Genomic DNA, 23,310 nt, shown 5'->3' on the forward strand with positions numbered 1-23,310 from the left:
CCACGGCAACGCCCTGAGCGTCAGCGGCTACCCGATCCTGGTGAAGCTCGACGAGATGAAGGCCAAGCTCAAGTAGCCGCCGTCCGCCGGTCCGGGTCCGCGGTGTCGCCCCGCCGCGTTCCGGGCCGGCGGATCGGCCGAGATTCCTCCCGCCACCCCGTTGCCTCCGGCCGGGCGAGAGGTTACCTTCCTTTCACGGCTAAGTGAGTGAGTGCTCGCAAAGTTGGTGCCCTCGTCGGCGGAGGAAGGGGGGAGCACCGGTGCCGTGCCGGACCGCGGGTCCGGCCTCCGGCCGGCCGGACGACCTAACGTACCTTCGGTAGTTCGGATGGGAGCCTCCATGTCCGACCCACGTCCCTACGCGGCGCTCCTCGCCAAGGGCGAGTACCGGAAGCAGCTGATCCTCGCCGTCTCGCAACGCCTGCTGACACGGAACGGATGGCGCGCGACGACGCTGGGCCAGATCGCGCAGGCGGCGGGGATCAGCCCGTCGGGCCTGCTGCACCACTTCCGGTCCAAGCAGCACCTGCTCGACGCGGTGCTGGAGGCGCGCGACACCTACGACGAAGCCCACGCGAACCGCTCCCAGGACATTCTCGAACAGCTCGAACACGTCGCCGACCGGATCGCCGAGGCGCCTGAGATGGTCGGCATGTACGCCGTGCTCCGCATGGAGAACCTCGACCCCGGCGCCCCGCTGTACGCCCGGCTGTACGGCAGGCACCGGGCCGCGGTCGACACCGTCGCCGCGGGGATCCAGCGGGGCCAGCGCACCGGCAGGTACCGCGCCGACCTGGACTCGTCCATCAAGGCGGAAGAGATCGTCGCCTTCATCAACGGGATAGAGACATCATGGCTCATCGACCCATCGACACCGGTGAACGCGGTGTTCAAGGAGTACATCGCATCGCTCTCCCGGCAGCTCGCGCCACCCTCGGACGGGCCATGAGGTACCGGCTGACGGTGGTCGCGCGCGATCCCGCCGACATCGTGCGGCGGGCCGGCGGCTGGATGGTCGACCGGGCGTTCACCGGCTGGGAGGTGCGGGTGCTCACCGCGGGCGGCGCCGACCTGCCCATGCGGATCCTCGGGGCGGACCGCCGGGACCTGGAGAGCGCGCTGGAGGCGCCGGTGCGGGAACACCCGCCGGCCGCGCTCGCGGTCGAACTGGAGCTCTACGACTCCGACCCGAGGGTCCGGCGCATGGTGCGCGCGGCGGTCGGCCGCGGCGCGTCCGACTGCAGGTTCTGGTCCGCGTCCGAGGTGTTGGACGACGGGGCGGGCGTGGTGCGGTACCGGCTGAGCGCGGCGGCGCGGGCGTTCAAGGTCCAGGCCCTGAGCGCGCTGGCCCTGGAGCCCGGCGAGACGGGCTGCACCGAGACGTTCCGGCCGCTCGGCACGTTCGGCGCCTGACGGGCCGCGGAGCCTTCCGCCGTCCGCCCGGGGTCAGGAGGCCGGCGGGGAGGGCGTCCGGAGGCGGAGGAGGCGGCGCGCCGTGCCCAGCAGGTGGCGGCGGAGGGTCTCGTCGTCCAGGCCGGCCAGGCGGGGGTCGGTGCCGACGGTCATCAGGCCGCCGCTGACCATGACGGTCCCGACGAGGATCTCGGGGTCGGGGTCGGGGCCGGCGAGCAGCCCGGTGATGCGCCGCTCCAGCTCCTGCATGGCGGGGCGGCCGCGGACGAGGTGCAGGACGGTGGGGTCGGACTGCAGGACGGACATCAGGCTGCGGTGCTCCACGACGAGGTCCACCAGGCCCGAGAGGAGGGCCTCGGCCCGTTCGGCGCGGCGCCGCAGGCCCTCGGCCCTGCCGGTCACCCCGGCGAGCCGCTCGAGGGCCGGGGTGATCACCGCCCAGACGATGTCGTCCTTGGTCTGGAACCGGTAGTAGACCGAGGCCTTGGCCACCCCGAGCTCGTCGGCGATCATCTGCAGCGAGGTGCCGCTGACGCCGTGCCGGGCGAACAGCTCCAGGGCGACGGCCAGCAGGCGCTCCCGGGCCGCTTCCGGGTGCCGCGTCCTGTGAACCACCCGCGAACCCTACCAACCTCCCCGGCGCGACCCAGCCGTTCGGCTGGATTCTTCTCAGCCGATCGGCTGGATGCGAATTAGCCGATCGGCTAATGTCGGGCGGGTCGCGGCAGGGCAGACCCCCGAGAGAACGGCATGGGATCCAGCATGTTCGACCTCGACCCCGCTTCTTCGCGGCCCGCCGCGGCCCCCTCCCCGACGCGCCGCGCCCCCGTCACCGAGCACCACGAGCGCGCCGTCGTCGTCGGCACGGGCTTCGGCGGGGGAGTGACGGCCCTGCGGCTGGCGGAGGCGGGCGTGCGGGCGCTCGTCCTCGAGCGCGGCCTGCGCTGGCCGACCGGGCCCGACGCCACCTCCTTCCCCCGCATGCCCGACCTCGACCGCCGCGCGCACTGGCTGACCGACCGGAGCATGACCCCCGGCGTCCGCCAGAGCTGGAAGCCCTACACCGGGCTGGTGGAGACCCTTCGGGAGAAGGGCATCACGATCAACTGCGGCGCCGGGGTGGGCGGCGGGTCGCTGGTGCACTACGGCATGATCCTGCAGCCGGCCGAGGAGCACTTCGCGCGGTCCATGCCGGTGATGGCGGGGGACTACGGGGACCTGGACCGGTGGGCCTACCCCGCGGTCGCCCGCATGCTGAGGCTCTCCACCATCCCCGACGACATCCTGGCCGCCGAGCCCTACAGGTCCTCCCGGCTCTTCCTCGAGGTCGCCGCCAAGGCGGGCCTGGAGACCTTCAAGGTGCCGCTGAGCATCGACTGGAGCTTCGTGCGGGGCGAGCTGGAGGGCCGCTACCTGCCGGCCTACACCGTCGGCGACCTGACCTTCGGCGCCAACAACGGCGGCAAGCACTCCGTCGACGTCACGTACCTGGCCGCGGCCGAGGCCACCGGCAGGGTCCGGATCGAGACCCTGCACGTGGTGCGCGACCTCGCCATGGACGCCCGCGGGCGCTGGGTCCTGCACGTCGACCGCATCGACGCCGAAGGCGCCCTGCTGGAGCGCAAGAGGATCACCGCGGACGCGGTCTTCCTCAACGCCGGGTCGCCCGGCACCACGCGGCTGCTGGTCAAGGCGCGCGCCAAGGGGCTGGTGCCCGACCTGCCCGACGCCGTCGGCACCCGGTGGGGCAACAACGGCGACCGCGTCTACGCCTGGGTCCAGATGGACGGCGACCCCGGCCGCACGCAGGGCGGTCCGGCCTGCGTGGGGGGCCGGGACGCCGCGAGCCCGGTCCCCTACACGCTCATCCACGCCGGCTCGCCCCTGCTGCTGCCGGGGCCCGCCAGGATGATGCTCATGGCCGGGTTCGGGATCGTGGAGCCCGCGGGGAGATGGACCTATGACGCGGCCGAGGACGACGCGCGCCTGATGTGGCCGAAGTCGGCCGACGCGGCTCTCCGGGAGGTCCTCGACGGCCGCATGGACGCCTTCGCGGAGGCCGGCGGCGGGATCGTGGTCGACGCCGGAGCTCCGGAGCCCGCCACGTGGCACGCCCTGGGCGGGGTCCCCATGGGGGAGGCGGTGGACCGCCGCGGCCGCGTCCTGGGCCACCAGGGCCTGTACGTGCTGGACGGGGCGCGCATCCCCGGTTCCGCCGGCGCCTGCAATCCGGCCATGACGATCGCGGCGCTCGCCGAGCACAGCATGGCGGCCATCGTGCGCGAGGACCTGGGAAAGGTCTTCTGAACAGGGGCGATCCCGCGGGGTCTTGACGGTGCATTTTCCCGATGCTAGTCATGTGCTCAGCACTGCTGGGCAACTGCTCAACAGTGCGGGGAGCGCAGGCGGCTTCCCGAATGCTCGCCTTGACGCACGGCATCGGTCCGTGCCCACGGTCAGAGGAGCCCTGAGTGAGTGACTTCGGTCCGGCGAGGCCGGTGGCCGCATGAACGACGAGACGACGAACGGGGCGCGCTACGCCGGCACCCGGGTGCCCCGGGTGGAGGACCCGCGGCTGCTGACCGGTCACGGCACCTACGTGGACGACGTGGCGCGGCCCGGCACGCTCCACGCGTGCTTCGTGCGCAGCCCCCTGGCCCGCGCCTCGATCGGGAGCGTCGACGCCTCGGAGGCGCTCGCCCTCGAGGGGGTGCACGCCGTGTTCACCGCGGAGGACCTCAACCCGGGCGTGCACGAGCAGTGGTACACCCTGATCGGCCGCGACGTACCGGACACGCCGCGGCCGCAGCTGGCCGAAGGCGAGGTGCGCTTCGTCGGGGACCCGGTGGCGCTGGTGGTCGCCGACGACCGCTACATCGCCGAGGACGCCGCGGAGCTCGTCGTCGTCGACTACGAGCCGCTGCCCCCGGTCGTCGACTACGCCACGGCACGGGACTCCGGCGAACTGGTCCACGCCGACTACCCGCGGAACATCGCGTGCGAGCTCGCGGGTCTGCCCGTCGAGGACTTCCCCGTCTTCGAGGAGGCGGCGTTCACGGTGCGCGAGACCATCCGCCAGCAGGCGTACGCGGCGGTGCCCATCGAGACGCGCGGGATCGTCGCGGAGTGGTCGGCGGTCACCGGCGAGATGGCGATCTGGGCGTCGACCCAGTCGCCGCACGAGATGCGCCTGTTCTGCGCCCGGCTGCTCGGGATCGACGAGCACCGGGTGCGGGTCGTGATGCGCGACACCGGCGGGGGCTTCGGGCAGAAGGTCCTCCCGATGCGCGAGGAGATCTGCATCATGCTGGCCTCGCTGAAGGTGCCCGGCCCGCTGAAGTGGATCGAGGACCGGCGCGAGAACCTGCTGTCGGCCGGACAGGCCCGCCACGAGCACGCCGACGCGCGGATCGCCTTCGACGCCGACGGCACGATGCTGGCCACCGCGATCGACTACGTGCAGGACGTGGGCGCCTACCCGATCCCCGCGCCGATGAACACCTGCGCCGTCGTCGGCATCCTGTTCCCCGGCCCCTACCGGGTCCCGCAGGGCACGTTCGCCACCACGGGGGTCTTCTCCAACACCGTGGGCCGCACCGCCTACCGCGGGCCGTGGCAGTTCGAGTCGGTGGCGCGCGAGGTGCTCCTGGACATCGCGGCGCGCGAGATGGGCATGGACCCCGCCGAACTGCGGCGCCGCAACCTGCTGCGGCGCGACGAGTTCCCCTACACCAACCACAACGGCATGCCCTACAGCGACGTCACCCCCCTGGACACGTTCGAGCAGGCCCTGGAGATGCTGGACTACGAGGCCTTCCGCGCGGAGCAGGCGCGGGCCAGGACCGAAGGGCGCTTCCTGGGCGTGGGCACCTGCACCTACGTCGAGCCGACCACGGACTCGTTGTCGCTGCACGCCACCGAGGGCGCGACGATCCGGATCGAGCCCTCCGGCAAGGTGAACGTGTACGTCGGCGGAGGTTCGAGCGGCAACAGCCTCGAGACCACCGTCGTCCAGCTCACCGCCGACGCGCTGGGCGTGGACATCGCCGACGTCAACACCGTCCAGGGCGACACGGCGGTCACGCCGTTCGGCGGCGGCACGGGCGGCAGCCGGTCGGGCTCGATGACCGCGGGCGCCGTCGAGGTGACCGCCTCCATCCTGCGGGAGCGGATCGCCGAGATCGCCGCGCACCGCCTGGAGGTGTCGGTGGACGACGTCGAGGTGGCCGGCGGGCAGGCCGCGGTCCGCGGCAAGCCCGAGACCGGCATACCGCTGGCCGAGATCGCCTCCATCGCCTACTTCCAGCCGGAGACACTGCCGCCGGGGGTGCCGCCGGGCCTGGAGGCCAGCGGCCGCTACCGGGCGCAGAGCCCGGTGATCTGGGCCAACGCGACGCACCTGTGCACCTGCGAGGTGGACGTCGAGACGGGCGCGGTGAAGCTGCTGCGCTTCATCGTCAGCGAGGACTGCGGCCCGATGATCAACCCCAGCGTGGTGGAGGGACAGATCGCGGGCGGCGCCGTGCAGGGGATCGGCGGCGCGCTGTACGAGCACCTCGCCTACGACGAGGACGGCAACCCCGTCTCCACCACCTTCATGGACTACCTCCTGCCCACGGCCACCGAGGTTCCGGTCATCGAGTACGGCCACGTCGAGACCCCGGGGCCGGGCCCCGGCGGCTACAAGGGCGTCGGAGAGGGCGGCGCGATCGGCGCTCCCCCCGCCGTCGTGAACGCGGTGGCCGACGCGCTCGCCCCGTTCGGCGTGAAGATCACCCGGCTGCCGGTGACCCCGGAGTCGATCGTCGCCCTGGTCCGCGCGGCCCGGGTCCGTGAGGAGGCCGCCGGATGAAGCCCGCACCGTTCACCTACCACGCGCCCCGGGACGCGGCCGAGACCGTCGGCCTGCTCGCCGAACTGGGGGAGGAGGCCAAGCTCATCGCCGGCGGGCAGAGCCTGGTGCCCATGCTCGCCCTGCGGCTGGCCGTCTTCGACCACCTCGTCGACCTGCGCCATGTGGCGGGGCTGCGCGGAATCGAACGGCGGGGCGACGCCGTGTGGATCGGCGCCGCCACCACCCAGGCCGAGATCGGGCGCTCCGAGCAGGTCGCGCGGGACGTGCCCCTGCTGTCCCGCGCCACCCCGCTGATCGGGCACTTCCAGATCCGCAACCGCGGCACCATCGGCGGGTCGGTCGCGCACGCCGACGCCGCCGCCGAATACCCGGCGATCGCCCTGACACTCGACGCGCGGCTGGAGACGCTGTCGCCGCGCGGCAGCCGCACCCTCCCCGCCGCCGGGTTCTTCACCGGCATGTGGAGCACCGGCCTGGCCGAGGACGAGCTGCTGACCGGGATCACCTTCCCCGTCCGGGCCCCCCGCAGCGGGTTCGCCGTCGAGGAGTTCGCCCGCCGCAGCGGCGACTTCGCCCTCGCCGGAGCCGCCGTCGCCGTCGAGCTCGACGGCGACGCGCAGATCCGGCGGTGCGCCATCGGCCTGTTCGGCCTCGGCCCGGTGCCGCTGCGCGCCGTCGCCGCGGAGGCGGCGCTGGCGGGCCGCGGCACCGACTCCGTCTCGGCCGAAGAGGTCGGGAGCACCGCCGTCGCGGAGCTGCGGTCGGTGCCCGCCGACCTGCACGGCTCCGCCGACTACCGCAGACACGTCGGGGCCGTCATGGTGGCGCGCGCCTGGCGCCGAGCCGTCAAGGAGGCGGGCGATGCCTGACATCGAGATCCGGATGAAGGTCAACGGCAGGGCGCGGCGCGCGACCGTGCCGCCCCGCCTCACCCTCGCCGACTACCTGCGCGAGCACTGCCGGCTCACCGGCACCCACGTGGGCTGCGAGCACGGCGTGTGCGGGTCCTGCACCGTCCTGATGGACGGGGAGGCCGTCCGCGCCTGCCTGGTGTTCGCGGTGCAGGCCGACGGCGCCGAGATCACCACCGTCGAGGGCGTCGCCGCGCCGGACGGCGAGCTCTCCCCGGTGCAGTCGGCCTTCCGCGACCACCACGGGCTGCAGTGCGGTTTCTGCACACCCGGGCTGGTCGTCACGGCCACCGCGTTCCTGCGCGACAACCCCGACCCCACCGACGAGGAGATCCGCGACTGCCTGTCGGGGAACCTGTGCCGCTGCACCGGCTACCAGGGCATCCTCAAGGCCGTCAGGGCGGCGGCCGGCGGACCGGCCGCCGCGGAGGAGACCGGATGAAGCTCCAGAACACCCTCGACATCCCCGTCCCAGCCGAGGAGGCGTGGAAGGTCCTGCTGGACATCGAGCGGATCGCCCCCTGCGTGCCCGGAGCGACCCTGACCTCGCACGAGGGCGACCGCTTCGGCGGCAAGGTCAAGGTCAAGCTCGGGCCGATCGGCCTCACCTACAGCGGCACCGTCACCTTCCTCTCCCGCGACGAGGCGGCCAGGACCGTGGTCATGGAGGCCGGCGGCCGGGAGACCCGCGGCGGCGGGACCGCCAAGGCGGTCATCACGTGCTCGCTCACCGACCGCGGGGACACCACCGGAGTCCTCGTCGAGACCGACCTCACCATCACCGGCAGGCCCGCGCAGTTCGGCCGCAGCACGCTCGCCGACGTCGCCGCCGCCCTCATCGACCAGTTCGCCGCCAACCTGGCCGCCGACCTCGCCGGCGGCCCCGCCGCTCCCGCGGCGGCCACGGCAGGGCAGGCGGAGCCCGCCGCGGAGCCCGAGGCCCGGCCGGCACCGGGGCTCCCCGCCGAGCCGGTGGACCTCCTCGGGCCGGTCGGCGGGGGACTCCTCCGGTACGCCGGCCCCCTCGCGGTCGCGTCGGTCCTGCTGGTCCTCCTGCTCGCCCTCCTTCGCCGCCGCCAGACCGGCGGCGGCTCCTCGAACACCGAGAAATGAGGCAAGAGATGCCCGGAAGAGTCGAAGGCAAGGTCGCTTTCATCACCGGCGCGGCCCGCGGTCAGGGCCGCAGCCACGCCGTGCGGCTGGCGGAGGAAGGGGCCGACATCATCGCGATCGACGTCTGCAAGCAGATCGACACGGTGCCCATCCCCATGTCCACCCCCGAGGATCTGGACGAGACCGTCCGCCAGGTGGAGAAGCTGGGCCGCCGCATCGTCGCCACCCAGGTGGACGTGCGCGACTTCGACGGGCTGAAGGCCGCCGTCGACGACGGGGTGAGCCGGCTGGGCAGGCTGGACATCGTCGTGGCCAACGCCGGTCTCGCCGCCTCCGGCAACGAGATCCACAAGATGGAGAAGGAGCTCTGGCAGGACTCCATCGACGTCAACCTGACCGGCGTCTGGCACACCGCCAAGGCCTCGGTCCCGCACCTCATCGAGGGCGGGCGCGGCGGCTCCGTCGTGCTGACCAGCTCCGTGGGCGGCCTGAAGGCCCACCCGCACGTCGGCAACTACGTCTCGGCCAAGCACGGCGTGGTCGGGCTGATGCGCACCATGGCGGTGGAGCTCGCGCAGTACAGCATCCGCGTCAACTCCGTCCACCCCACCCAGGTGAGCACGCCGATGCTGCTGAACGACATGACCTACCGGATGTTCCGCCCCGACCTGGAGAACCCGACCGCCGAGGACATGGCGCCGATCTCCCAGATGATGAACGCGCTGCCGATCCCGTGGGTGGAGGCCGTGGACATCAGCAACGCGGTGCTCTTCCTGTCCTCCGACGAGGGGCGTTACATCACCGGTGTGACGCTCCCGATCGACGCCGGATCCATGCTCAAGTGAATTCTGGAGGCGCAGAGGTGGCAGCCGACGGAGAGGTCTACTGGGACCCCTACGACGCCGAGCTCGCGAACGACCCCTACCCGATCTACCGCCGGCTCCGCGAGGAGGCGCCGCTCTACCACAACGAGAAGTACGACTTCTACGCGGTCACCCGCTTCGACGACTGCGAGCGCGGCCTGCCGGACTGGCGGACGTTCCCCTCCTCCAAGGGGAACATCCTCGAACTGATCAAGTCGGGCCTCGAGATCCCGCCCGGCACCCTCATCTTCGAGGACCCGCCCGTCCACGACATCCACCGCCGCCTGCTCTCCCGCGTCTTCACCCCCCGGCGGATCAGCATGCTGGAGCCGCAGGTGCGCATGTTCTGCACCAACGCCCTCGAGGCCGTCGCCGACCGCGACCGCTTCGACCTCATGGCCGCCCTCGGCACCGAGATGCCGATGCGCGTGATCGGCATGCTCCTGGGCATCCCCGAGGCCGACCAGCCGGCCATCCGCGACCGCACGGACGAGATCCTGCGCACCGAGGACGGCGGGCAGATGGACTTCGAGGGGGGCGCGGTCCTGAGCAACGAGGCCTTCGGCGAGTACATCGACTGGCGCATGAAGAACCCGTCGAACGACCTCATGACCGACCTGCTGAACGCCGAGTTCGAGGACGAGCAGGGCAGGACGCGCACCCTCACCCGCGACGAGATCCTGACCTACGTGACCGTCGTCGCGGGCGCCGGGAACGAGACGACGGGACGGCTCATCGGCTGGATCGGGTCCCTGCTGGCCCAGTACCCCGACCAGCGGCGCGAGCTCGTGGACGACCCGTCCCTGATCCCCGGCGCCATCGAGGAGATCCTGCGCTTCGAGCCGACCGGCCACTCCGTCGCCCGGTACGTGGGCCGGGACGTGGAGTTCCACGGCACGACCGTGCCGGCCGGCAGCGCCATGCTCTTCATCGTGGGCGCCGCCAACCGCGACCACCGCCGCTACCCCGACGGCGAGGAGTTCGACATCCACCGAAAGATCAGCCAGCAGCTGACCTTCGGTTTGGGCGGTCATTACTGCCTGGGCGCAGCGCTGGCCCGGCTGGAGGGAAGGATCGCGATGGAGGAGATCCTGAAGCGCTTCCAGCACTGGGAGGTGGACTGGGACCATGCGAAGCTGGCGCAGACGTCGACGGTCCGCGGCTGGGAGACGCTCCCGCTCGTCCTCGGCTGAGTCCGGGCGGGAGCGGGCGCATGCGTGAGATCGCCGGGAGGCTCCGGGACTGGCACCAGGCCGGTATCCGGTACGCGCTGGCCACCGTCATCGGGGTGGGCGGCAGCGCGCCCCGCCGGCCCGGCGCGGCCATGGCCGTGGCCGAGGACGGCGAGGCGGTGGGCAGCGTGTCCGGCGGGTGCGTCGAAGGCGCCGTCTACGAGCTGTGCCGCCAGGTCCTCGAAAGCGGTGTCGCGGTCCGGGAGAGCTTCGGCTACTCCGGCGACACCGCTTTCGCGGTCGGCCTGACCTGCGGCGGAACCGTCGAGGTGTTCGTGCAGCCCTCGCCCTGCCCGCACGTGGTCGAGGCGGTCTCGGCCGGTTCGCCGGTGGCCGTGGCACACGTCCTGAACGCCTCCGGCGCCACTGTGGCCGTCTGGCCGCAGGGGCACCACGGCACCAGCGGGACGGACGATGTGGACGCGGTGGTGGTGGCGGAGGCCAGGGCCATGCTGGAGAGCGGCGTGACCGGGGTCTTTGCGGTCCGCTGCCGCCCGGGGCTGGAGGTCTTCGTCTCCTCCCACGCGACGAAGCCGCGGCTGCTGGTCTTCGGGGCGATCGACTACGCGGGGGCGGTGGCGTCCCTCGGCCGGTTCCTGGGCTACCACGTGACGGTCTGCGACGCCCGGCCGGTGTTCGCCACCCAGGCGCGGTTCCCCGACGCCGACGAGGTCGTCGTCGACTGGCCGCACCGCTACCTGGCCGCCGCGCAGGTCGACTCCCGGACGGCCGTGGTGGTCCTCACCCACGACGCCAAGTTCGACGTGCCGCTCCTGGAGGTCGCGCTGCGGCTGCCGGTGGGCTACGTCGGCGCCATGGGGTCGCGTCGCACCCACGCCGAGCGGCTGGAGCGGCTGCGCGAGGCCGGGCTCACCGAGGCCGAGCTGGCGCGGTTGCGCTCACCGATCGGGCTGGACCTGGGCGCGCGCACCCCCGAGGAGACCGCGGTGGCGATCGTCGCGGAGCTCGTGGCGGTACGCCGCGGGGGCACCGCCCTGCCGCTGGCGCGCACCGGCGGGCCCATCCACCACGACCACGTCCAAGGCGCCGCCCCCGACCGCGCCGCCGGGGGCGGATGAGGACTCCGCGGCGGGCCCCGATGAGGGCGGGGCCCGCCGCGGATCCGATCAGGGCTGCTGCGGATCCGTCGTCTCGGCGGTGTCGTCCTTCTTCTGTGAAGGGTCCTCGACGGTGCCGTCGGGCTTGGTGAGCGTCTCGTCGTCGGCCGGAAGCGTCGACATCGCGTCGACGCGCCAGGACCCCTTCTCCAGGACCAGCTCCAGCAGGAGCTTCGTGCCCAGGACCTGGCGCACCCCGATGGTGCTGCGCACCTCGCTGTCGAGGGTGACGAGGGTCTTGGCCCGTCCGCCGTCGAGGCCGTTGAGGTAGACGTCGCGCACGGTGGCGGTGGCGTCCGCCTTGTACTTGGTGATGACCTCGGACAGGCCGTCGAAGGCCGACTGGTAGGAGTTGCCGAAGTCCGCGGACGTCAGGTCGCGGATGCGCTTCTGCGTGGCGTCCAGCTCGGTGTGCCGGTAGGCGAGCAGCGCCCGCGCGAAGTCCGCGGAACGGTCGCGCACCTGCTGCTCGGTGCCGTTCTGGTCGGCCAGGCGGTCGGCCTCGCGCCACTGGATGCCGGCGGTCACCACGGCGGTGAGGAAGACCAGCGCCAGCGCGGCCACGATCAGCCGTCTCGAGAGCCCCGCGGACAGGCGGGGCGTCCGCCGCGGCCTCGGTTTCGCGGCGGAGCTCTCCGGCTCGGCCTTCTCCGGCGTCTTCTCGACCGCGGCCTCGGTGTCCGCGACTTCGGTCTCCTCGGCCGCAGGCACCTCCGAGGAGTCCTCCGGGATTCCGTCCGCCGGGAGCTCTTCCGTGGTCTTCGTGGTCATGATCTCCTCCTCGGCCCGGACACGGAACGTATCCGGCGTACGGTGTGGGCTGCGGTGCCCAGCAGGACCAGGGCGGCGACCGCCATCGGGAGCCGCGGCAGCCAGGCGTCCGTCAGGCTCTCGTCCCCGGGCGCGGCGACGGGCCGGGGCGCGACGGTCCGGAAGACGTCCTCGGGGGCGGTCCCCGCGGGTCGCGCCGCCTCCTCAGGCTGCTGCTCCCGCCGGCCGGCGTCCTCCACGGCGTCGCCTTCGGCGGGCGCGTCGCGGCAGTGGTAGATCGGCGGCTCCTCGGGGACGGGCAGCATCCGCGGGTACTCCGGCGGGTTCGGCACCGGTCCTGCGACGCTGATGACGGCGGTGGCCCGAACATAGGAGCCGCCGTTCCCAGGCTTCTCCAGGACGTCCGCGACCATCCCGGGGAAGACGTCGCGGAGGTTCTTCAGGGCGTGCTGGACGGCCTTCTTGTTCGTGTCGTCGAACACCGAGGGGGCGGGGGTCCCCGCCGCGGTGAGCACGCACCGCAGGCCGGGCCGCGCCTCCCCGAGCAGCGCGTTCACCTGCTGCATGAGGTTCGGCCCGTTGTCGAGCAGGCCGTCGATCTGCTTGCTGGTCCCGCTCAGCGCGGAGGTGAAGAGCGCCAGGTCGTTCATCCCGGAGGCGAGCTGCGTCCTCTTGTCCGAGAGGGTCCCGGCCAGGGAGGTCAGCTGCACCGAGAGGGCGTCGAGCACGCCCGCCTGGTCGGCGATGGTCCCGGTGAGCCGGTCGAGGTCGGCGAGGGTGTCGTGCAGCTGCTGGCCGCGGCCGTCCAGCCCGGCCGCCAGTTCACTCGTGAGGGTCTTCAGGTCGGCGGGGTCGATCGAGCGCAGCATCCGTCCGGCGCTGTCGAACAGCTTCTGATACCGGACCGTGGAGTCGGTGCGCTCCACGGGGATGACGTCGCCGTCCTTCAGCGCCGTTGCGGTGGCGCCCGACGGGGGCGGGGAGAGCTCCACATAGGGTTCGCCGACCGCGGACTTGCGCAGGACCTGGGCGGTCACGGTGTTCGGCACCTCCTTGCCCCGCTCCATGAGCAGGGTGACCGTCACCCGGCCGGGACGCAGCTCGACCGACTCGACGCTGCCGATCGGCACGCCCAGGTAGTCGACCTCCAGGCCGGAGCGCAGGCCGGGGGAGGCGGCGAACTCGGCCTTCACCTCGATGAGGTCGGCACCGAACCGGATCGGCAGCAGCGTCAGCGCCGCCCAGGCGAACATGAGGACGGCGACCGCGGCGAAGACGGCGAGGTTCAGCAGGATGCGCGGTCTCATCGCGGTCCTCTCACTTCGGTGCCAGCAGGGTCTTGAGGCTCTTGTCGAGGCCGGGCTTCGGCTTCTTCTCGCCGGGCAGGAAGCCGGCCAGCCAGGCGACGGCGAGGACCTGCCCGTCGTTCGAGATGCGCGGTGCCAGCATGAGCTTGTTCGTGATGTCGTCGAGGACGGTCTTGAGCTGGTCCTTGCCTCGGGTCATCGCGCGAAGGACGGCGTTCAACCTCAGCAGCGTGGTCCGCAGCCGCTCGCCGTGCCGCTCCTTGATCACGCTGTTGGCCTCCTCGGCGAGGTCGGTGAGACCGGTCAGCGTCCTCTTGAGCTCGGTCCGGTCCTTCTCGACCCGCTCGGTCATCTCCAGCAGGGAGCCGGGCAGCCGGTCCAGGGCAGGGGAGGCCTCGGCGAGGGAGTCGCCCAGCCGTCCCAGGCCGTCGATCAGCGTGCGCAGGTCGCGGCCCGCGTCCGCGTAGCTCTCGGAGATGTCCGAGGCCCGCTCGATGATCTTCCGCAGCCGCGGCCCGGCGCCGTCGAGTCCGGTGGAGAGCTCGGAGACGATGTCCGCGAGGTTCTCCCCGCCGAGCGCGCCCAGCACCGGCCCGACCCGGTCGGTGATCCGCTCCAGGTCGGGCTGGACGGCGGTCTTCGCGATCAGGGCTCCGTCGGCCATCGCGGGCGCGACCCGCGGCACGGCGCCGTCGGGCGGGGTCAGCCGCACGTAGTTCTCGCCGAGCAGGCTGGTCTGGGCGATGGTCGCGGTCGTCCCCACCGGGATCCGCGTGCCGTCCACCAGCGAGAGCGTCACCCTGCTGCGGTAGCCCTGGAGCCGGATGCCGACGACCGAGCCGATCCGCACGTCGTACATCTGCACGCCGTGGCCCGACACCAGGTTCTGCACGTCGTCGAAGACCGCGTACAGGGTGAGGTCGCCCTTGGGCGCGCCGAGGGTCTGCAGGGAGCAGCCCGCCACCGAGGAGAGGGCCACCAGCAGCGCGAGGACGCGCCTCATGGCCGCCCCTTCCTTTCGATCTCGGTGGGGCAGTCGCCGACCGGGCCGTCCAGGCAGGGCACCCGGCCCCAGCCCATGGCGGTGAAGATCGGCTGGAGCCAGATGCGCAGGGTCGGGCTGAGCTGGGCGCGGATGACGAAGACGTGCTTGTCCCGGTCCCAGGCGTCGGCGATCGCGTCGGTCATCCCGGCCATGCCGGTCATGGCCCGGCCGAGTTCGGCGCTGTTGGCCTTCATGGTCATCAGCAGGGACGAGGCCTGCGCGAGGGTGGGCGGCAGCGTCTCGCGGTAGGAGACGACGATCAGCTGTCCCTTGCGGATGAGGGCCTCGAGGCCGACGAGCAGGTTCTTCAGCCGGGTCCGCTCGTCGGCGAGCTGCCTGCCGGTGGCGCTGAACGCGTCGATGAGCGACCTCAGCTGGGTGTCGCGCCGGTTCAGCGAGGCGGCCAGGTCGCGCAGCCCGGTCGCCACGGACACGATCTGCTCGTCCTGCGAGGCCAGGGTCTGGGCCAGCGCCGCGGTGTCGCCCAGCGCGTCGTTCATGCCCTCGCCGCGGCCGTCCAGGAGCTCGGCCCCGGTGCGCACCAGCCCGCGCAGCCTGTCGGGATCGAGGGAGTCGGCCAGGGCGGTGAAGGAGCCGAGCGCCTCGTCGATCTCGACCGGCGGGTCGGTGCGCTCGGCGGGGATCACCGCGCCGGGCCCTGCCCGCCCCATCCCCGGTTTCCACGCCGGATACAGGATCACGCTCCGCTCGCCGATCGCGCTGTCCGCGGTGATCGTGGCGCGCGCGTCGGCGGGTACGGGCACGTGGCCGTCGACGCGCAGGTCGATCCGGACCCGCTGCCCGTCGATGTGGACTCCCTCCACGACGCCGGCGTTCGCTCCCATGATCTTCACGCGCGACTTCTCGTACAGCGACGGCGCCTTGGTGAAGTACACGGAGATCCGGTAGCCGTCGGATCCGCCGAGGACGGAGCACCCTCCGGCGGTGACGGTCAGCCCGGCGGCGAGCAGGGCGGCGGTGAGGATCCGCGGGGGTCTCATTGCTTCCTCCCGGACTGGGCGGTGAGCTTGGACAGGTCCTCGGGGGCGATCGGGCCGAGCTGGGTGATGGCGGCGTCGAGGAAGGAGCCGTAGGAGTTGGCGGTGGCGAAGCCGGACATGGCGGGACCGAGCCAGGCCAGCAGGGTGTTGATGTCGTCGAGCTCCGGCTGGAGGCCGCCGACGGTGCCGCCCATGTCCTCCATCAGGTCGATCAGCCTGTGCTGCTGGTCGTCGATGAGCTCGGAGAGCCGGGTGACCGCCCTGCTGCCGCTGCCGAGCAGGACCGACAGCTCGGCCTGCCGGTCGCGCAGCTGGTCGAGCAGCCCCTGGACGCCGCGGGCGAGCCGGGCGAGCTGGGCGTCCTTGGCCCGGACCATGCCCAGGAGGCGGTCGCTGCTGGAGATGAGCTCGCGCAGCTGCGGGCTCGCCTTCTCCAGGGCGTCGGCCAGCCGCGCCAGGTCGTGCAGCGCCTCGGTGAGGCGCTCGCGGGTCGCGGGGGAGACCCCGCCGAGCTGGTCGATGACATCGCCGATCAGCTTGGTGTCCAGCTGCGCGAACGTGCGGGTGCCGGTGGCGACCAGGTCGTTGGCGGTGACGGGAAGGCGGGTGCGCTCCAGGGGGACGCGGCGCTGCTCGTCGGGCAGGCCGGCCAGGTAGGGCTCGGTGACGGGGCCGCTGAGCCGCAGGTAGCGGCCGCCCAGGATGTTGGAGGTGCTGATCTCGGCGCGGGTCTGGCGGCCGAGGTCGACGTCCCGGTCGACCTTCCAGGTGACGAGGACGGTGCCGCGGGTGAAGTCGGGCTCGACCGCGGTCACCTCGCCGGCCTTGATCCCGGCGACCCGCACCTCGTTGCCCGAGTGCAGGCCGCCCGTCCCGGCGAACACGCCGGTCATGGTGTAGCGGTTCTGGAGCAGGCCGGTGCTGCCGACGAGGAACACGGAGACGAGCCCCAGGACGAGGACCAGCAGCGAGGAGACGCCGAGCACCGCCGGGTCGCGGTCGCGGAAGGACTTGAGCGCCATCAGTTGCCCCCCACGACGAGTTCGCTCAGGGAACGGGCGGTCATGGGGCCCTCGGGGATCTCGGTGAGCCGCATGTCGTCGGGGCACGGGCTGGGCGTCAGGAAGATGCAGGGGGCGGCGCCGACGAGGAACCCCCCGCGCCTGGAGAGCTCGAACAGGTGCTGGAACTTGGGCCAGGTGACGGGCAGCATCTTCTTGAGCAGGCCCAGGTTGCGGTCGGTGCCGTCCATCACGAACGAGAGCCGTTCGACCATCTCGTCCAGGTCGTCGGCGTTGTCGCCGGCGACCCTGTCGGTGGTGCGCAGGGTCTCGGACAACTGCTCGATGGCGGTGTCCACGAGGGCGCGGTTCTCGCCGAACGCCTCGGTCAGCGTGGCCAGGTCGTCGGCGGTGCGGGCGATCTGCTGGTCGCGCCGGGCCAGGACGCCCGTGACGGTGGAGAAGTCGTCCAGCATCTTCCGCAGCGTCTGCTTGCGTCCGGCGATGGTCGACGACAACCGGTCGACGTTGGCCAGCAGCCGCGAGGCGTCGTCCTCGGTGCCGTCCATGGCGGTGTAGATGGCCAGGAGGATGGTGTTGAGCTGCTCGGGCTCGAGCCCGCGGGCCAGCGGCTCGAGCCGGTTGATCAGGTCGCTGAGGTCGACGACCGACCGGGTGCGGGCCACCCGGTCGCCGTCGCGCAGCATGGCCGCCCCGGTGCCGGGCATCAGGTACACCACCCGCTGGCCGATGGCGTCGCGCCAGCGGATCGCCGCCTCGCTGTCCTCGGGCACCCGGTGCCCGACCCCGATCTCCAGCTCGACCTCGGCCTTGCCCTGGCGGATCCGGATCGCGCCGACCCGGCCGACCGGCGTCCCGGCGATCTTCACCTTGTCGCCCTCCATGAGCCCGCTGGCGTCGGTGAAGACCGCGGTGACCCGGTAGGTGTCGCCGAAACCGAGCCGCGCGATCTGGACGGTGATGAAGAAGGTGAGCAGCCCGGTGAGGAGCAGGAACGCGATCACCTGGACCACCGAGGACCCGCGCTGCCGGGTCCTGGCGTCCTTGAAACGTGGTCTCGGCATGTCAGCGGCCTTTCCCGGGGCCGGGGCAGATGCCGAGGATCAGCTCGCACGGGTCGGTCGGCAGGAGGACCTGGGCTCCGATCAGGTGCCTGTCTCCCGGACCCGGGGTCCAGCCCAGCGCCCTGTAGACGGGCATCAGCTCGATGGTCGTGCGCACGCCGTCCCCGGCGATGTGGAGCAGCGAGGAGAGGAAGGCCGAGGACCTCTCCATGGACCGGAACAGCTGCCTCAGGTCGTTCTCGTGCGCGCCCAGGCCCCGGGTGACCGCGGAGGCCATCTCCGTGATGCCCCGGGCGAGGCGCAGCCCGCGGTCCTGCCCCGACAGGAGGGCGTCCGCCAGCGGGTCGGTGGAGGCGACGAGGGTGTTCAGGTCCTCGCCCACGCCGCGTATCTCGGCGAGCCGGGCGAGGTCGGCGAGGAACACCCGGGCCTCCTCGCGCCGGCGGTGCGCGACGTCCACCAGGGTCGCGGTGCTCCGCAGCACCCCGGCGATGTCGGGGCCCGTGCCGCGCAGCCCCTGGCCGAGCGCGTCCATGATCGTCACCATGTCCTGCGGATCGACGGCGGACACGACGGCGTCGGCGTCGCCGAGCATCGAGGTGAGGTCGAGGCTGTCGGAGGTGCGGGCGACGCGGTCGCCGTCGCGCAGGAACGGCCCGGAGGTCTCGTGGCCGCCGGGGACGAGGTCGATGAACTTGGGGCCGAACACCGACTCGGGCTCCAGGGAGGCCAGCGCGGTGTCCGGGACCCGGATCCCTTCGTCGATGCGCAGCGTCAGCCGGGCGCCGCCGTCGGGGGCCGGCTCGATCCGGTCGACCCGGCCGACGGTGACCCCGCGCACCTTGACCGGGGAGGAGGTGGTGAGCCCCTGCCCGGCGCCGCCGAAGTCGGCGGTCAGCAGGGTCCCCTCGGCGGCGAACGGCTTGGCGACCATGAGGTACACGGCCAGGGCGACGGTCAGCGCGGTGGCACCGACGAGCGTGATGCGCCGGCCGCGGGAGAGGTTCTGGTTCATCCGGCGAGCCTCACTGTTCCGCCCTGGCCCCAGAACACGTACGACAGCAGCAGGTTCAGCGTCACGATCGTGATGATCGACAGGCGGATCGCCTGGCCCGCGGCGCGGCCGACGCCGACGGGGCCGCCGCTGGCGTAGTAGCCGTAGTAGCAGTGGATCGTGATGACGGCGAAGGCGAAGACCCCTACCTTGACCGCGCTGTAGAACAGGTCGAGGGGAGGAAGGTACATGTAGAAGTAGTAGTCGTAGACGCCCGGAGCCAGGGTGAAGAACGACGTGCTGATGAACCGGGTGGCGAAGAAGCTGGCGAACAGGGCGATGAGGTAGAGCGGCACCAGCGCGATGAGCGCGGCGACGACGCGGGTGCACACGAGGTAGACGAACGAGTTGATGCCCATCACCTCGAGGGCGTCGATCTCCTCGGAGATGCGCATCGCGCCGAGCTCGGCGGTGAACGCGCTGCCGCACTGGGCGGCGAGGGCGATCGCGGCGATGATCGGGGTGGTCTCCCGGACGTTCATGAACGCCCCGATCAGGCCCATGAACGACTCGGCGCCGATGACCTGGAGGCCGGTGTAGGCCTGCAGGCCGACCTCGGTGCCCAGGAACAGCGACATGATGAAGATGACGAAGATCATTCCGCCGCCGACGACGGTCGCGCCGACGCCGATGACGATGTCGCTGACCTGGAGGGCGACGGTCTTGGCGTACTTGAGCCGAAAGACGATGTCCCGGAGCGAGTGGAAGACCACCCTGAGGAAGAACAGCGGCCATTCGGCGAGGGCGGCCGTGCGGTCCGCGGCCGTGGACGAGACCCGCAGGAGCCGCACCGCCGTACTGCGGGGGACGTCGATGAGCATCAGACCTCCGGCGGGTAGGCGAGGTAGTAGATGGTCGTGATGATGTAGTTGAAGGCGAAGACGAGCATGAAGGCCACGACCGTCGCCTGGTTGACCGCCCGTCCCACCCCGATCGGGCTCAGCGCGCAGTTCATGCCCTTGTGGCAGGCGACCAGCGCGGCGATCAGGCCGAACAGCCACGCCTTGAGCAGGGTGACGAACAGGTCGGACACCCGCAGCATGCCGAGGGCGCCGTCGAAGTAGGCGCCGGGCGTGACGCCCTGGAGCAGGACGTTGAAGACGAACCCGCCGACGGCCCCCGACATGATCACCAGCGAGGCGAGCATCATGGACACGATGCTCGCCGCCCACATGCGCGGGGTGACCAGGCGGTGGACGGGGTTGACCCCCATCACCTCCATGGCCGACAGCTCGTCGCGGATGTTGCGCGCCCCCATGTCGGCGGTCATCGCCGAGCCGCCGGCCCCGGCGATGATGAGGGCCGCGGCCATCGGGGCGACCTCGCGCACCAGGCCGACGATGACCGCGCCGCCGGTGGCCGACTGGGCGCCGAGCTGCCCGGCCAGGTCGCCGACCTGCAGGGCCACCGTGGCGCCCAGCGGCAGCGCCACCAGGATCACCGGGAGGGTGGTCACCCGCGCCAGGAAGGCGAACTGCTCGATGAACTCCCAGAACCAGGCGCGCACGTCCCAGGTGCGGCGCAGGCCCTCCAGGCCGACGGCGAACAGCTCGCCGAGGGAGACGGCGCCGCGGTGCGCGCGGCGCAGGGGCAGCCGGCCGGCGAGGGAGCGGTAGGGGGACGACGGGCTGGAGAAAACGCTCATGGTCGCCTCCTCGGATCGTTGAGCCGCTGCCGTACCCGATCGCGGTGGGGGTCCGCGGGGGACCCGCCCGCTCTCCGACGCGGAGCGTCCGCTGAGCACTGCCAGGCGGCCGCCCAGCGTTGCTGGGCGTATGCTCAGCATTGCTGGGCACATGCTTAGCATGGAGGAATTGTTGTGGTCAAGGTCACAGGGGTGGCGGCGTCGTGGTGCCGGACGGCTCCGGCTGGTGCGGTCTGCGGGTTCTCTGGAGGCCGCGGCACGGCGTCGCCGTGCCGGACCGGTGCGCCGGATGTGAAGGGCCGTGCGGTTCTCGCCGACGCGGCGGAGGGGCTTCTGCCAGGAGGGGGGCGTGCCGCAGCGGGCTCGCGGCGGCCCTGCCGTGGAGCACCAAGCGTTCGCCTCCTTGCGGATCGTCATGACGAGAGCGGCGGGTCCGGTGACGGCGCCCGTGACGAAAGCGAAATCTCAATGGTGAGAATAATGTTCTCAACCATGGGTGTCGAGGGTCTCACCAGGCGGCGCCACCTCCTCTCCCGAGGGCAAGATCCAACAGGGGCGGCGCTACGATGTCGGGCAGCGCCGGAAGATGCGGCTGCAGAGCTCAGGAGGTCATGACATGGCATCGCCGCGCCGGATCGGTGCGCCGGACGCGAAGAACCGCGCGGTCCTCATCGACGCGGCGGAGCGGCTCCTCCTGGAGGAGGGGCACACCGCGGTGAGCTCGCGGCGGGTGGCGGCGCGGGCCGGTCTCAAGCCGCAGCTGGTGCACTACTACTTCCGCACGATGGAGGACCTGTTCCTCGCCGTGTTCCGGCGGCGTGCCGAAGAGGGCCTCGAGCAGCAGGCCAAGGCACTGGAGTCGGACCAGCCGCTGTGGGCCCTGTGGCGGTTCAGCGTCGACCCGCGGGGCATCGCGATGGCGATGGCGTTCACCGGGCTGGCCGGCCAGAGCGAGACGATCCGCGCGGAGGTCGCCGACTACTCGGAGCGGTTCCGCGCCGCCCAGATCGAGGCGCTGACGGAGATCCTGGACCGCTACGAGATCTCCGCCGACGCGCCCTCGCCCGCGGCCCTGGTCGTCCTCCTGACGAGCGTCTCCCGCGTGGTCATGCTGGAGGAGGCGCTCGGCGTGACCACCGGCCACGCCGAGGCCCTGGCCCTGGTCGAACACCACATCCGCGCCCTGGAAGGCCCCCCGTCCCTCCGGTCGGCCGGATAACCGCTGGTGCGCGCGGTGATCCACCGCCTACCGTGACGGCATGGACGAGCTGTGGTGGGCCGAGGGCGTGCGGCGGGTGACGGTCTTCACCGGGGCGGGGATCTCCACCGACTCGGGCGTGCCGGACTACCGGGGGCCGCAGGGCATCTGGACCAGGGATCCCGCCCTGGCGGACCTGTTCACCTATGACAACTTCCTGGCGGACGCCGAGGTGAGGCTCCGGTTCTGGCAGGTGTTCGCGGGGCGGCGGGGGAACGTGGAACCGAACGCCGCGCACCGGGCGCTCGCGGAACTCGAGGCGGGCGGCAGGGCGCTGCGGGTCATCACGCAGAACGTGGACGGGCTGCACCAGAAGGCGGGTTCGAGCCCGCGCAAGGTGGTGGAGCTGCACGGGTCGCTCGCGACCGCGACCTGCCTGGACTGCGGGGAGCGCATCCCCTCGGACGAGGCGATCGCCCGGCTGCCCGACGAGCCGGTCTGCGCGTGCGGCGGGCTGCTCAAGCCGTCCGTGGTCATGTTCGGGGAGTACCTGGACTCCGACGTCCTGTCGCAGGCGCGCCGGATCGCGGCGGCGTCCGAGCTGTTCCTGGCGGTCGGGTCGTCCCTGCAGGTGGAGCCGGCCGCCGGGCTGTGCGCGCTCGCCGTCGAGTACGGCGCCCGCCTCGTCATCGTCAACCGCGACCCCACGCCGTACGACGCGCTCGCCACCGAGCTGGTCCGCGAGCCCATCGGCACCGCCGTTCCGCGGATCTGCGCCGCCCTGTCGGCTTGAGGAGGGGCGAGAAAACACGAACAAACGCTTGGTTTTATGCTTCCCCTGCAGTTGAATCGAGGCGGACGAGGGGAAGACATGGAACGGTATGCCGACCGGCGGGCACTGGTGACGGGTGCGGCCTCGGGCATCGGGCGGGCCGTGGTGCTGCGGCTGCTCGCCGAGGGCGGACGGGTCGTCGCCGCGGACGTCGCCGAGGAGGGCCTGGCGGAGACCGCCCGGCTGGCCGAGGAGGCCGGGGCGGGCAAGCGCCTGGTCACCGAGGCGATCGACATCTCCGGCGAGGAGTCGGTGAACGCGGGCGTGGCCGCGGCCGTCGCCGGACTGGGCGGGCTGGAGGTCCTGGTCAACGCCGCAGGGATGCTGCGCGGCGCGCACACCCACGAGTGCGAGCTGGCGTTGTGGGAGCAGGTCATCCGCATCAACCTGACCGGGACGTTCCTGATGACCAGGGCGGCGCTGCCCGCGCTGCTGGAGTCCGGCAGGGGAGTGGTGGTGAACTTCAGCTCCACCTCCGCGCAGTTCGGCCACCCGTACATGGCGGCCTACTCCGCCAGCAAGGGCGGCATCCTGTCGTTCACCCACTCCATCGCCCAGGAGTACGCCAAGCAGGGCCTGCGGGCGGTGAACATCATGCCCGGCGGCATCAGCAGCGGCATCACCGACAACGTCTTCAGCCTCGTCCCCGAGGACGTCGACTGGAACCTGTTCGGCAAGTTCGGCGCCGCCCTCGGCAAGGGCGCGGGCTCTCCCGAGCACATCGCGGGCGTGGTGGCGATGGTCGCCTCGGATGACGGCGCCTTCATCACCGGCACCGAGATCCGCGTCGACGGAGGCGCCCACCACTGATCGGGACATGACGTGCGTTCGTGACCTGTACGCTTCAGCCCGGCGCGATTTCGAAG

The 23,310-nt window shown here is 72.0% G+C and carries 23 protein-coding genes; 13 read left to right on the forward strand and 10 right to left on the reverse strand.

The genetic code is table 11. The features are described 5' to 3' along the window. Positions 1 to 340: 340 nt before the first annotated feature. Both C2865_RS38010 and C2865_RS38015 read left to right on the forward strand, forming a co-directional pair. Positions 341 to 949 (forward strand): TetR/AcrR family transcriptional regulator, encoded by a 609-nt coding sequence (locus C2865_RS38010; protein WP_106403635.1) that lies wholly within the window; start codon positions 341 to 343, stop codon positions 947 to 949. After that, entirely contained in the window at positions 946 to 1,413 is a 468-nt protein-coding gene (locus tag C2865_RS38015) for a hypothetical protein (RefSeq protein WP_106403636.1), read from the forward strand. The genes C2865_RS38010 and C2865_RS38015 overlap by 4 nt, the downstream gene beginning before the upstream one ends. Positions 1,414 to 1,446: 33 nt before the next feature. Here C2865_RS38015 and C2865_RS38020 read toward each other — a convergent pair whose 3' ends face one another. Beyond that, a complete protein-coding gene (locus C2865_RS38020) occupies positions 1,447 to 2,028 on the reverse strand; it encodes a TetR/AcrR family transcriptional regulator (RefSeq protein WP_232836046.1) in 582 nt (193 codons plus the stop codon). Between the two features lie 135 nt (positions 2,029 to 2,163). On the opposite strand from C2865_RS38020, the gene C2865_RS38025 reads away from it, so the two are divergent. The 8 genes from C2865_RS38025 to C2865_RS38060 all read left to right on the forward strand — a co-directional run bounded on the left by C2865_RS38025 (position 2,164) and on the right by C2865_RS38060 (position 11,466). Further along, the gene (locus C2865_RS38025) at positions 2,164 to 3,720 is read left to right on the forward strand and encodes a GMC oxidoreductase (protein WP_106403637.1); all 1,557 of its coding nucleotides are present in this window, start codon (positions 2,164 to 2,166) and stop codon (positions 3,718 to 3,720) included. 199 nt (positions 3,721 to 3,919) lie between these two features. Next, on the forward strand, positions 3,920 to 6,265 hold the full coding sequence (locus C2865_RS38030) for a xanthine dehydrogenase family protein molybdopterin-binding subunit (protein WP_106403638.1): 2,346 nt from the start codon (positions 3,920 to 3,922) through the stop codon (positions 6,263 to 6,265). Continuing rightward, on the forward strand, positions 6,262 to 7,137 hold the full coding sequence (locus C2865_RS38035; protein WP_106403639.1) for an FAD binding domain-containing protein: 876 nt from the start codon (positions 6,262 to 6,264) through the stop codon (positions 7,135 to 7,137). The genes C2865_RS38030 and C2865_RS38035 overlap by 4 nt, the downstream gene beginning before the upstream one ends. Next, positions 7,130 to 7,621 carry a (2Fe-2S)-binding protein gene (locus tag C2865_RS38040; protein WP_106403640.1) on the forward strand — a complete coding sequence of 164 codons (492 nt, stop codon included), beginning with the start codon at positions 7,130 to 7,132 and terminating at the stop codon, positions 7,619 to 7,621. Before C2865_RS38035 ends, C2865_RS38040 begins: the two co-directional genes overlap by 8 nt. Further along, positions 7,618 to 8,292 carry an SRPBCC family protein gene (locus C2865_RS38045; RefSeq protein WP_106403641.1) on the forward strand — a complete coding sequence of 225 codons (675 nt, stop codon included), beginning with the start codon at positions 7,618 to 7,620 and terminating at the stop codon, positions 8,290 to 8,292. Before C2865_RS38040 ends, C2865_RS38045 begins: the two co-directional genes overlap by 4 nt. 8 nt (positions 8,293 to 8,300) lie before the next feature. After that, positions 8,301 to 9,137 carry a mycofactocin-coupled SDR family oxidoreductase gene (locus C2865_RS38050; protein WP_106403642.1) on the forward strand — a complete coding sequence of 279 codons (837 nt, stop codon included), beginning with the start codon at positions 8,301 to 8,303 and terminating at the stop codon, positions 9,135 to 9,137. 17 nt (positions 9,138 to 9,154) lie between these two features. Continuing rightward, positions 9,155 to 10,348 (forward strand): cytochrome P450, encoded by a 1,194-nt coding sequence (locus C2865_RS38055; RefSeq protein WP_106403643.1) that lies wholly within the window; start codon positions 9,155 to 9,157, stop codon positions 10,346 to 10,348. A 20-nt stretch (positions 10,349 to 10,368) separates the two neighbouring features. Then, positions 10,369 to 11,466, forward strand: coding sequence for an XdhC family protein (locus tag C2865_RS38060; protein ID WP_106403644.1), 1,098 nt, complete (start codon positions 10,369 to 10,371; stop codon positions 11,464 to 11,466). Positions 11,467 to 11,514: 48 nt separating this feature from the next. Here C2865_RS38060 and C2865_RS38065 read toward each other — a convergent pair whose 3' ends face one another. Genes C2865_RS38065 through C2865_RS38105 form a run of 9 tightly spaced genes read right to left on the reverse strand, consistent with a single transcriptional unit; the run spans position 11,515 to position 20,414 of the window. Next, positions 11,515 to 12,276 carry a hypothetical protein gene (locus C2865_RS38065; protein ID WP_106403645.1) on the reverse strand — a complete coding sequence of 254 codons (762 nt, stop codon included), beginning with the start codon at positions 12,274 to 12,276 and terminating at the stop codon, positions 11,515 to 11,517. Next, a complete protein-coding gene (locus C2865_RS38070; RefSeq protein ID WP_106403646.1) occupies positions 12,273 to 13,583 on the reverse strand; it encodes an MCE family protein in 1,311 nt (436 codons plus the stop codon). Before C2865_RS38070 ends, C2865_RS38065 begins: the two co-directional genes overlap by 4 nt. A gap of 10 nt (positions 13,584 to 13,593) precedes the next feature. Further along, complete coding sequence (locus C2865_RS38075) at positions 13,594 to 14,586, reverse strand: MCE family protein (RefSeq protein ID WP_106403647.1); 993 nt, start codon at positions 14,584 to 14,586, stop codon at positions 13,594 to 13,596. Beyond that, complete coding sequence (locus tag C2865_RS38080) at positions 14,583 to 15,629, reverse strand: MCE family protein (RefSeq protein ID WP_106403648.1); 1,047 nt, start codon at positions 15,627 to 15,629, stop codon at positions 14,583 to 14,585. Before C2865_RS38080 ends, C2865_RS38075 begins: the two co-directional genes overlap by 4 nt. Next, on the reverse strand, positions 15,626 to 16,651 hold the full coding sequence (locus tag C2865_RS38085) for an MCE family protein (protein ID WP_106403649.1): 1,026 nt from the start codon (positions 16,649 to 16,651) through the stop codon (positions 15,626 to 15,628). The genes C2865_RS38080 and C2865_RS38085 overlap by 4 nt, the downstream gene beginning before the upstream one ends. Next, positions 16,651 to 17,715: an MCE family protein gene (locus C2865_RS38090; protein ID WP_106403650.1), complete on the reverse strand. Its 1,065-nt coding sequence runs from the start codon at positions 17,713 to 17,715 to the stop codon at positions 16,651 to 16,653. Before C2865_RS38090 ends, C2865_RS38085 begins: the two co-directional genes overlap by 1 nt. A gap of 1 nt (position 17,716) precedes the next feature. Beyond that, entirely contained in the window at positions 17,717 to 18,730 is a 1,014-nt protein-coding gene (locus C2865_RS38095; protein ID WP_106403651.1) for an MlaD family protein, read from the reverse strand. Next, complete coding sequence (locus C2865_RS38100; RefSeq protein ID WP_106403652.1) at positions 18,727 to 19,590, reverse strand: ABC transporter permease; 864 nt, start codon at positions 19,588 to 19,590, stop codon at positions 18,727 to 18,729. The genes C2865_RS38095 and C2865_RS38100 overlap by 4 nt, the downstream gene beginning before the upstream one ends. Further along, the gene (locus C2865_RS38105; RefSeq protein WP_106403653.1) at positions 19,590 to 20,414 is read right to left on the reverse strand and encodes an MlaE family ABC transporter permease; all 825 of its coding nucleotides are present in this window, start codon (positions 20,412 to 20,414) and stop codon (positions 19,590 to 19,592) included. The genes C2865_RS38100 and C2865_RS38105 overlap by 1 nt, the downstream gene beginning before the upstream one ends. A 616-nt stretch (positions 20,415 to 21,030) precedes the next feature. On the opposite strand from C2865_RS38105, the gene C2865_RS38110 reads away from it, so the two are divergent. The 3 genes from C2865_RS38110 to C2865_RS38120 all read left to right on the forward strand — a co-directional run bounded on the left by C2865_RS38110 (position 21,031) and on the right by C2865_RS38120 (position 23,254). Then, positions 21,031 to 21,633 (forward strand): TetR/AcrR family transcriptional regulator, encoded by a 603-nt coding sequence (locus tag C2865_RS38110; protein WP_106403654.1) that lies wholly within the window; start codon positions 21,031 to 21,033, stop codon positions 21,631 to 21,633. Positions 21,634 to 21,673: 40 nt separating this feature from the next. Then, a complete protein-coding gene (locus C2865_RS38115) occupies positions 21,674 to 22,405 on the forward strand; it encodes an SIR2 family NAD-dependent protein deacylase (protein WP_106403655.1) in 732 nt (243 codons plus the stop codon). Positions 22,406 to 22,483: 78 nt separating this feature from the next. Next, the gene (locus C2865_RS38120) at positions 22,484 to 23,254 is read left to right on the forward strand and encodes an SDR family NAD(P)-dependent oxidoreductase (protein ID WP_106403656.1); all 771 of its coding nucleotides are present in this window, start codon (positions 22,484 to 22,486) and stop codon (positions 23,252 to 23,254) included. Positions 23,255 to 23,310 lie beyond the last annotated feature (56 nt).

The organism is Actinocorallia populi (assembly GCF_002995495.1).
GTDB lineage: Bacteria > Actinomycetota > Actinomycetes > Streptosporangiales > Streptosporangiaceae > Actinocorallia > Actinocorallia populi.

Excerpts from the sequence above, each read along its gene's own strand:
- C2865_RS38010 (WP_106403635.1), top strand. The coding sequence starts at position 341 with ATGTCCGACCCACGTCCCTACGCGGCGCTCCTCGCCAAGGGCGAGTAC.
- C2865_RS38015 (WP_106403636.1), top strand. The coding sequence starts at position 946 with ATGAGGTACCGGCTGACGGTGGTCGCGCGCGATCCCGCCGACATCGTG.
- C2865_RS38025 (WP_106403637.1), top strand. The coding sequence starts at position 2,164 with ATGGGATCCAGCATGTTCGACCTCGACCCCGCTTCTTCGCGGCCCGCC.
- C2865_RS38030 (WP_106403638.1), top strand. The coding sequence starts at position 3,920 with ATGAACGACGAGACGACGAACGGGGCGCGCTACGCCGGCACCCGGGTG.
- C2865_RS38035 (WP_106403639.1), top strand. The coding sequence starts at position 6,262 with ATGAAGCCCGCACCGTTCACCTACCACGCGCCCCGGGACGCGGCCGAG.
- C2865_RS38040 (WP_106403640.1), top strand. The coding sequence starts at position 7,130 with ATGCCTGACATCGAGATCCGGATGAAGGTCAACGGCAGGGCGCGGCGC.
- C2865_RS38045 (WP_106403641.1), top strand. The coding sequence starts at position 7,618 with ATGAAGCTCCAGAACACCCTCGACATCCCCGTCCCAGCCGAGGAGGCG.
- C2865_RS38050 (WP_106403642.1), top strand. The coding sequence starts at position 8,301 with ATGCCCGGAAGAGTCGAAGGCAAGGTCGCTTTCATCACCGGCGCGGCC.
- C2865_RS38060 (WP_106403644.1), top strand. The coding sequence starts at position 10,369 with ATGCGTGAGATCGCCGGGAGGCTCCGGGACTGGCACCAGGCCGGTATC.
- C2865_RS38065 (WP_106403645.1), bottom strand. The coding sequence starts at position 12,276 with ATGACCACGAAGACCACGGAAGAGCTCCCGGCGGACGGAATCCCGGAG.
- C2865_RS38070 (WP_106403646.1), bottom strand. The coding sequence starts at position 13,583 with ATGAGACCGCGCATCCTGCTGAACCTCGCCGTCTTCGCCGCGGTCGCC.
- C2865_RS38075 (WP_106403647.1), bottom strand. The coding sequence starts at position 14,586 with ATGAGGCGCGTCCTCGCGCTGCTGGTGGCCCTCTCCTCGGTGGCGGGC.
- C2865_RS38080 (WP_106403648.1), bottom strand. The coding sequence starts at position 15,629 with ATGAGACCCCCGCGGATCCTCACCGCCGCCCTGCTCGCCGCCGGGCTG.
- C2865_RS38085 (WP_106403649.1), bottom strand. The coding sequence starts at position 16,651 with ATGGCGCTCAAGTCCTTCCGCGACCGCGACCCGGCGGTGCTCGGCGTC.
- C2865_RS38090 (WP_106403650.1), bottom strand. The coding sequence starts at position 17,715 with ATGCCGAGACCACGTTTCAAGGACGCCAGGACCCGGCAGCGCGGGTCC.
- C2865_RS38095 (WP_106403651.1), bottom strand. The coding sequence starts at position 18,730 with ATGAACCAGAACCTCTCCCGCGGCCGGCGCATCACGCTCGTCGGTGCC.
- C2865_RS38100 (WP_106403652.1), bottom strand. The coding sequence starts at position 19,590 with ATGCTCATCGACGTCCCCCGCAGTACGGCGGTGCGGCTCCTGCGGGTC.
- C2865_RS38105 (WP_106403653.1), bottom strand. The coding sequence starts at position 20,414 with ATGAGCGTTTTCTCCAGCCCGTCGTCCCCCTACCGCTCCCTCGCCGGC.
- C2865_RS38110 (WP_106403654.1), top strand. The coding sequence starts at position 21,031 with ATGGCATCGCCGCGCCGGATCGGTGCGCCGGACGCGAAGAACCGCGCG.
- C2865_RS38115 (WP_106403655.1), top strand. The coding sequence starts at position 21,674 with ATGGACGAGCTGTGGTGGGCCGAGGGCGTGCGGCGGGTGACGGTCTTC.
- C2865_RS38120 (WP_106403656.1), top strand. The coding sequence starts at position 22,484 with ATGGAACGGTATGCCGACCGGCGGGCACTGGTGACGGGTGCGGCCTCG.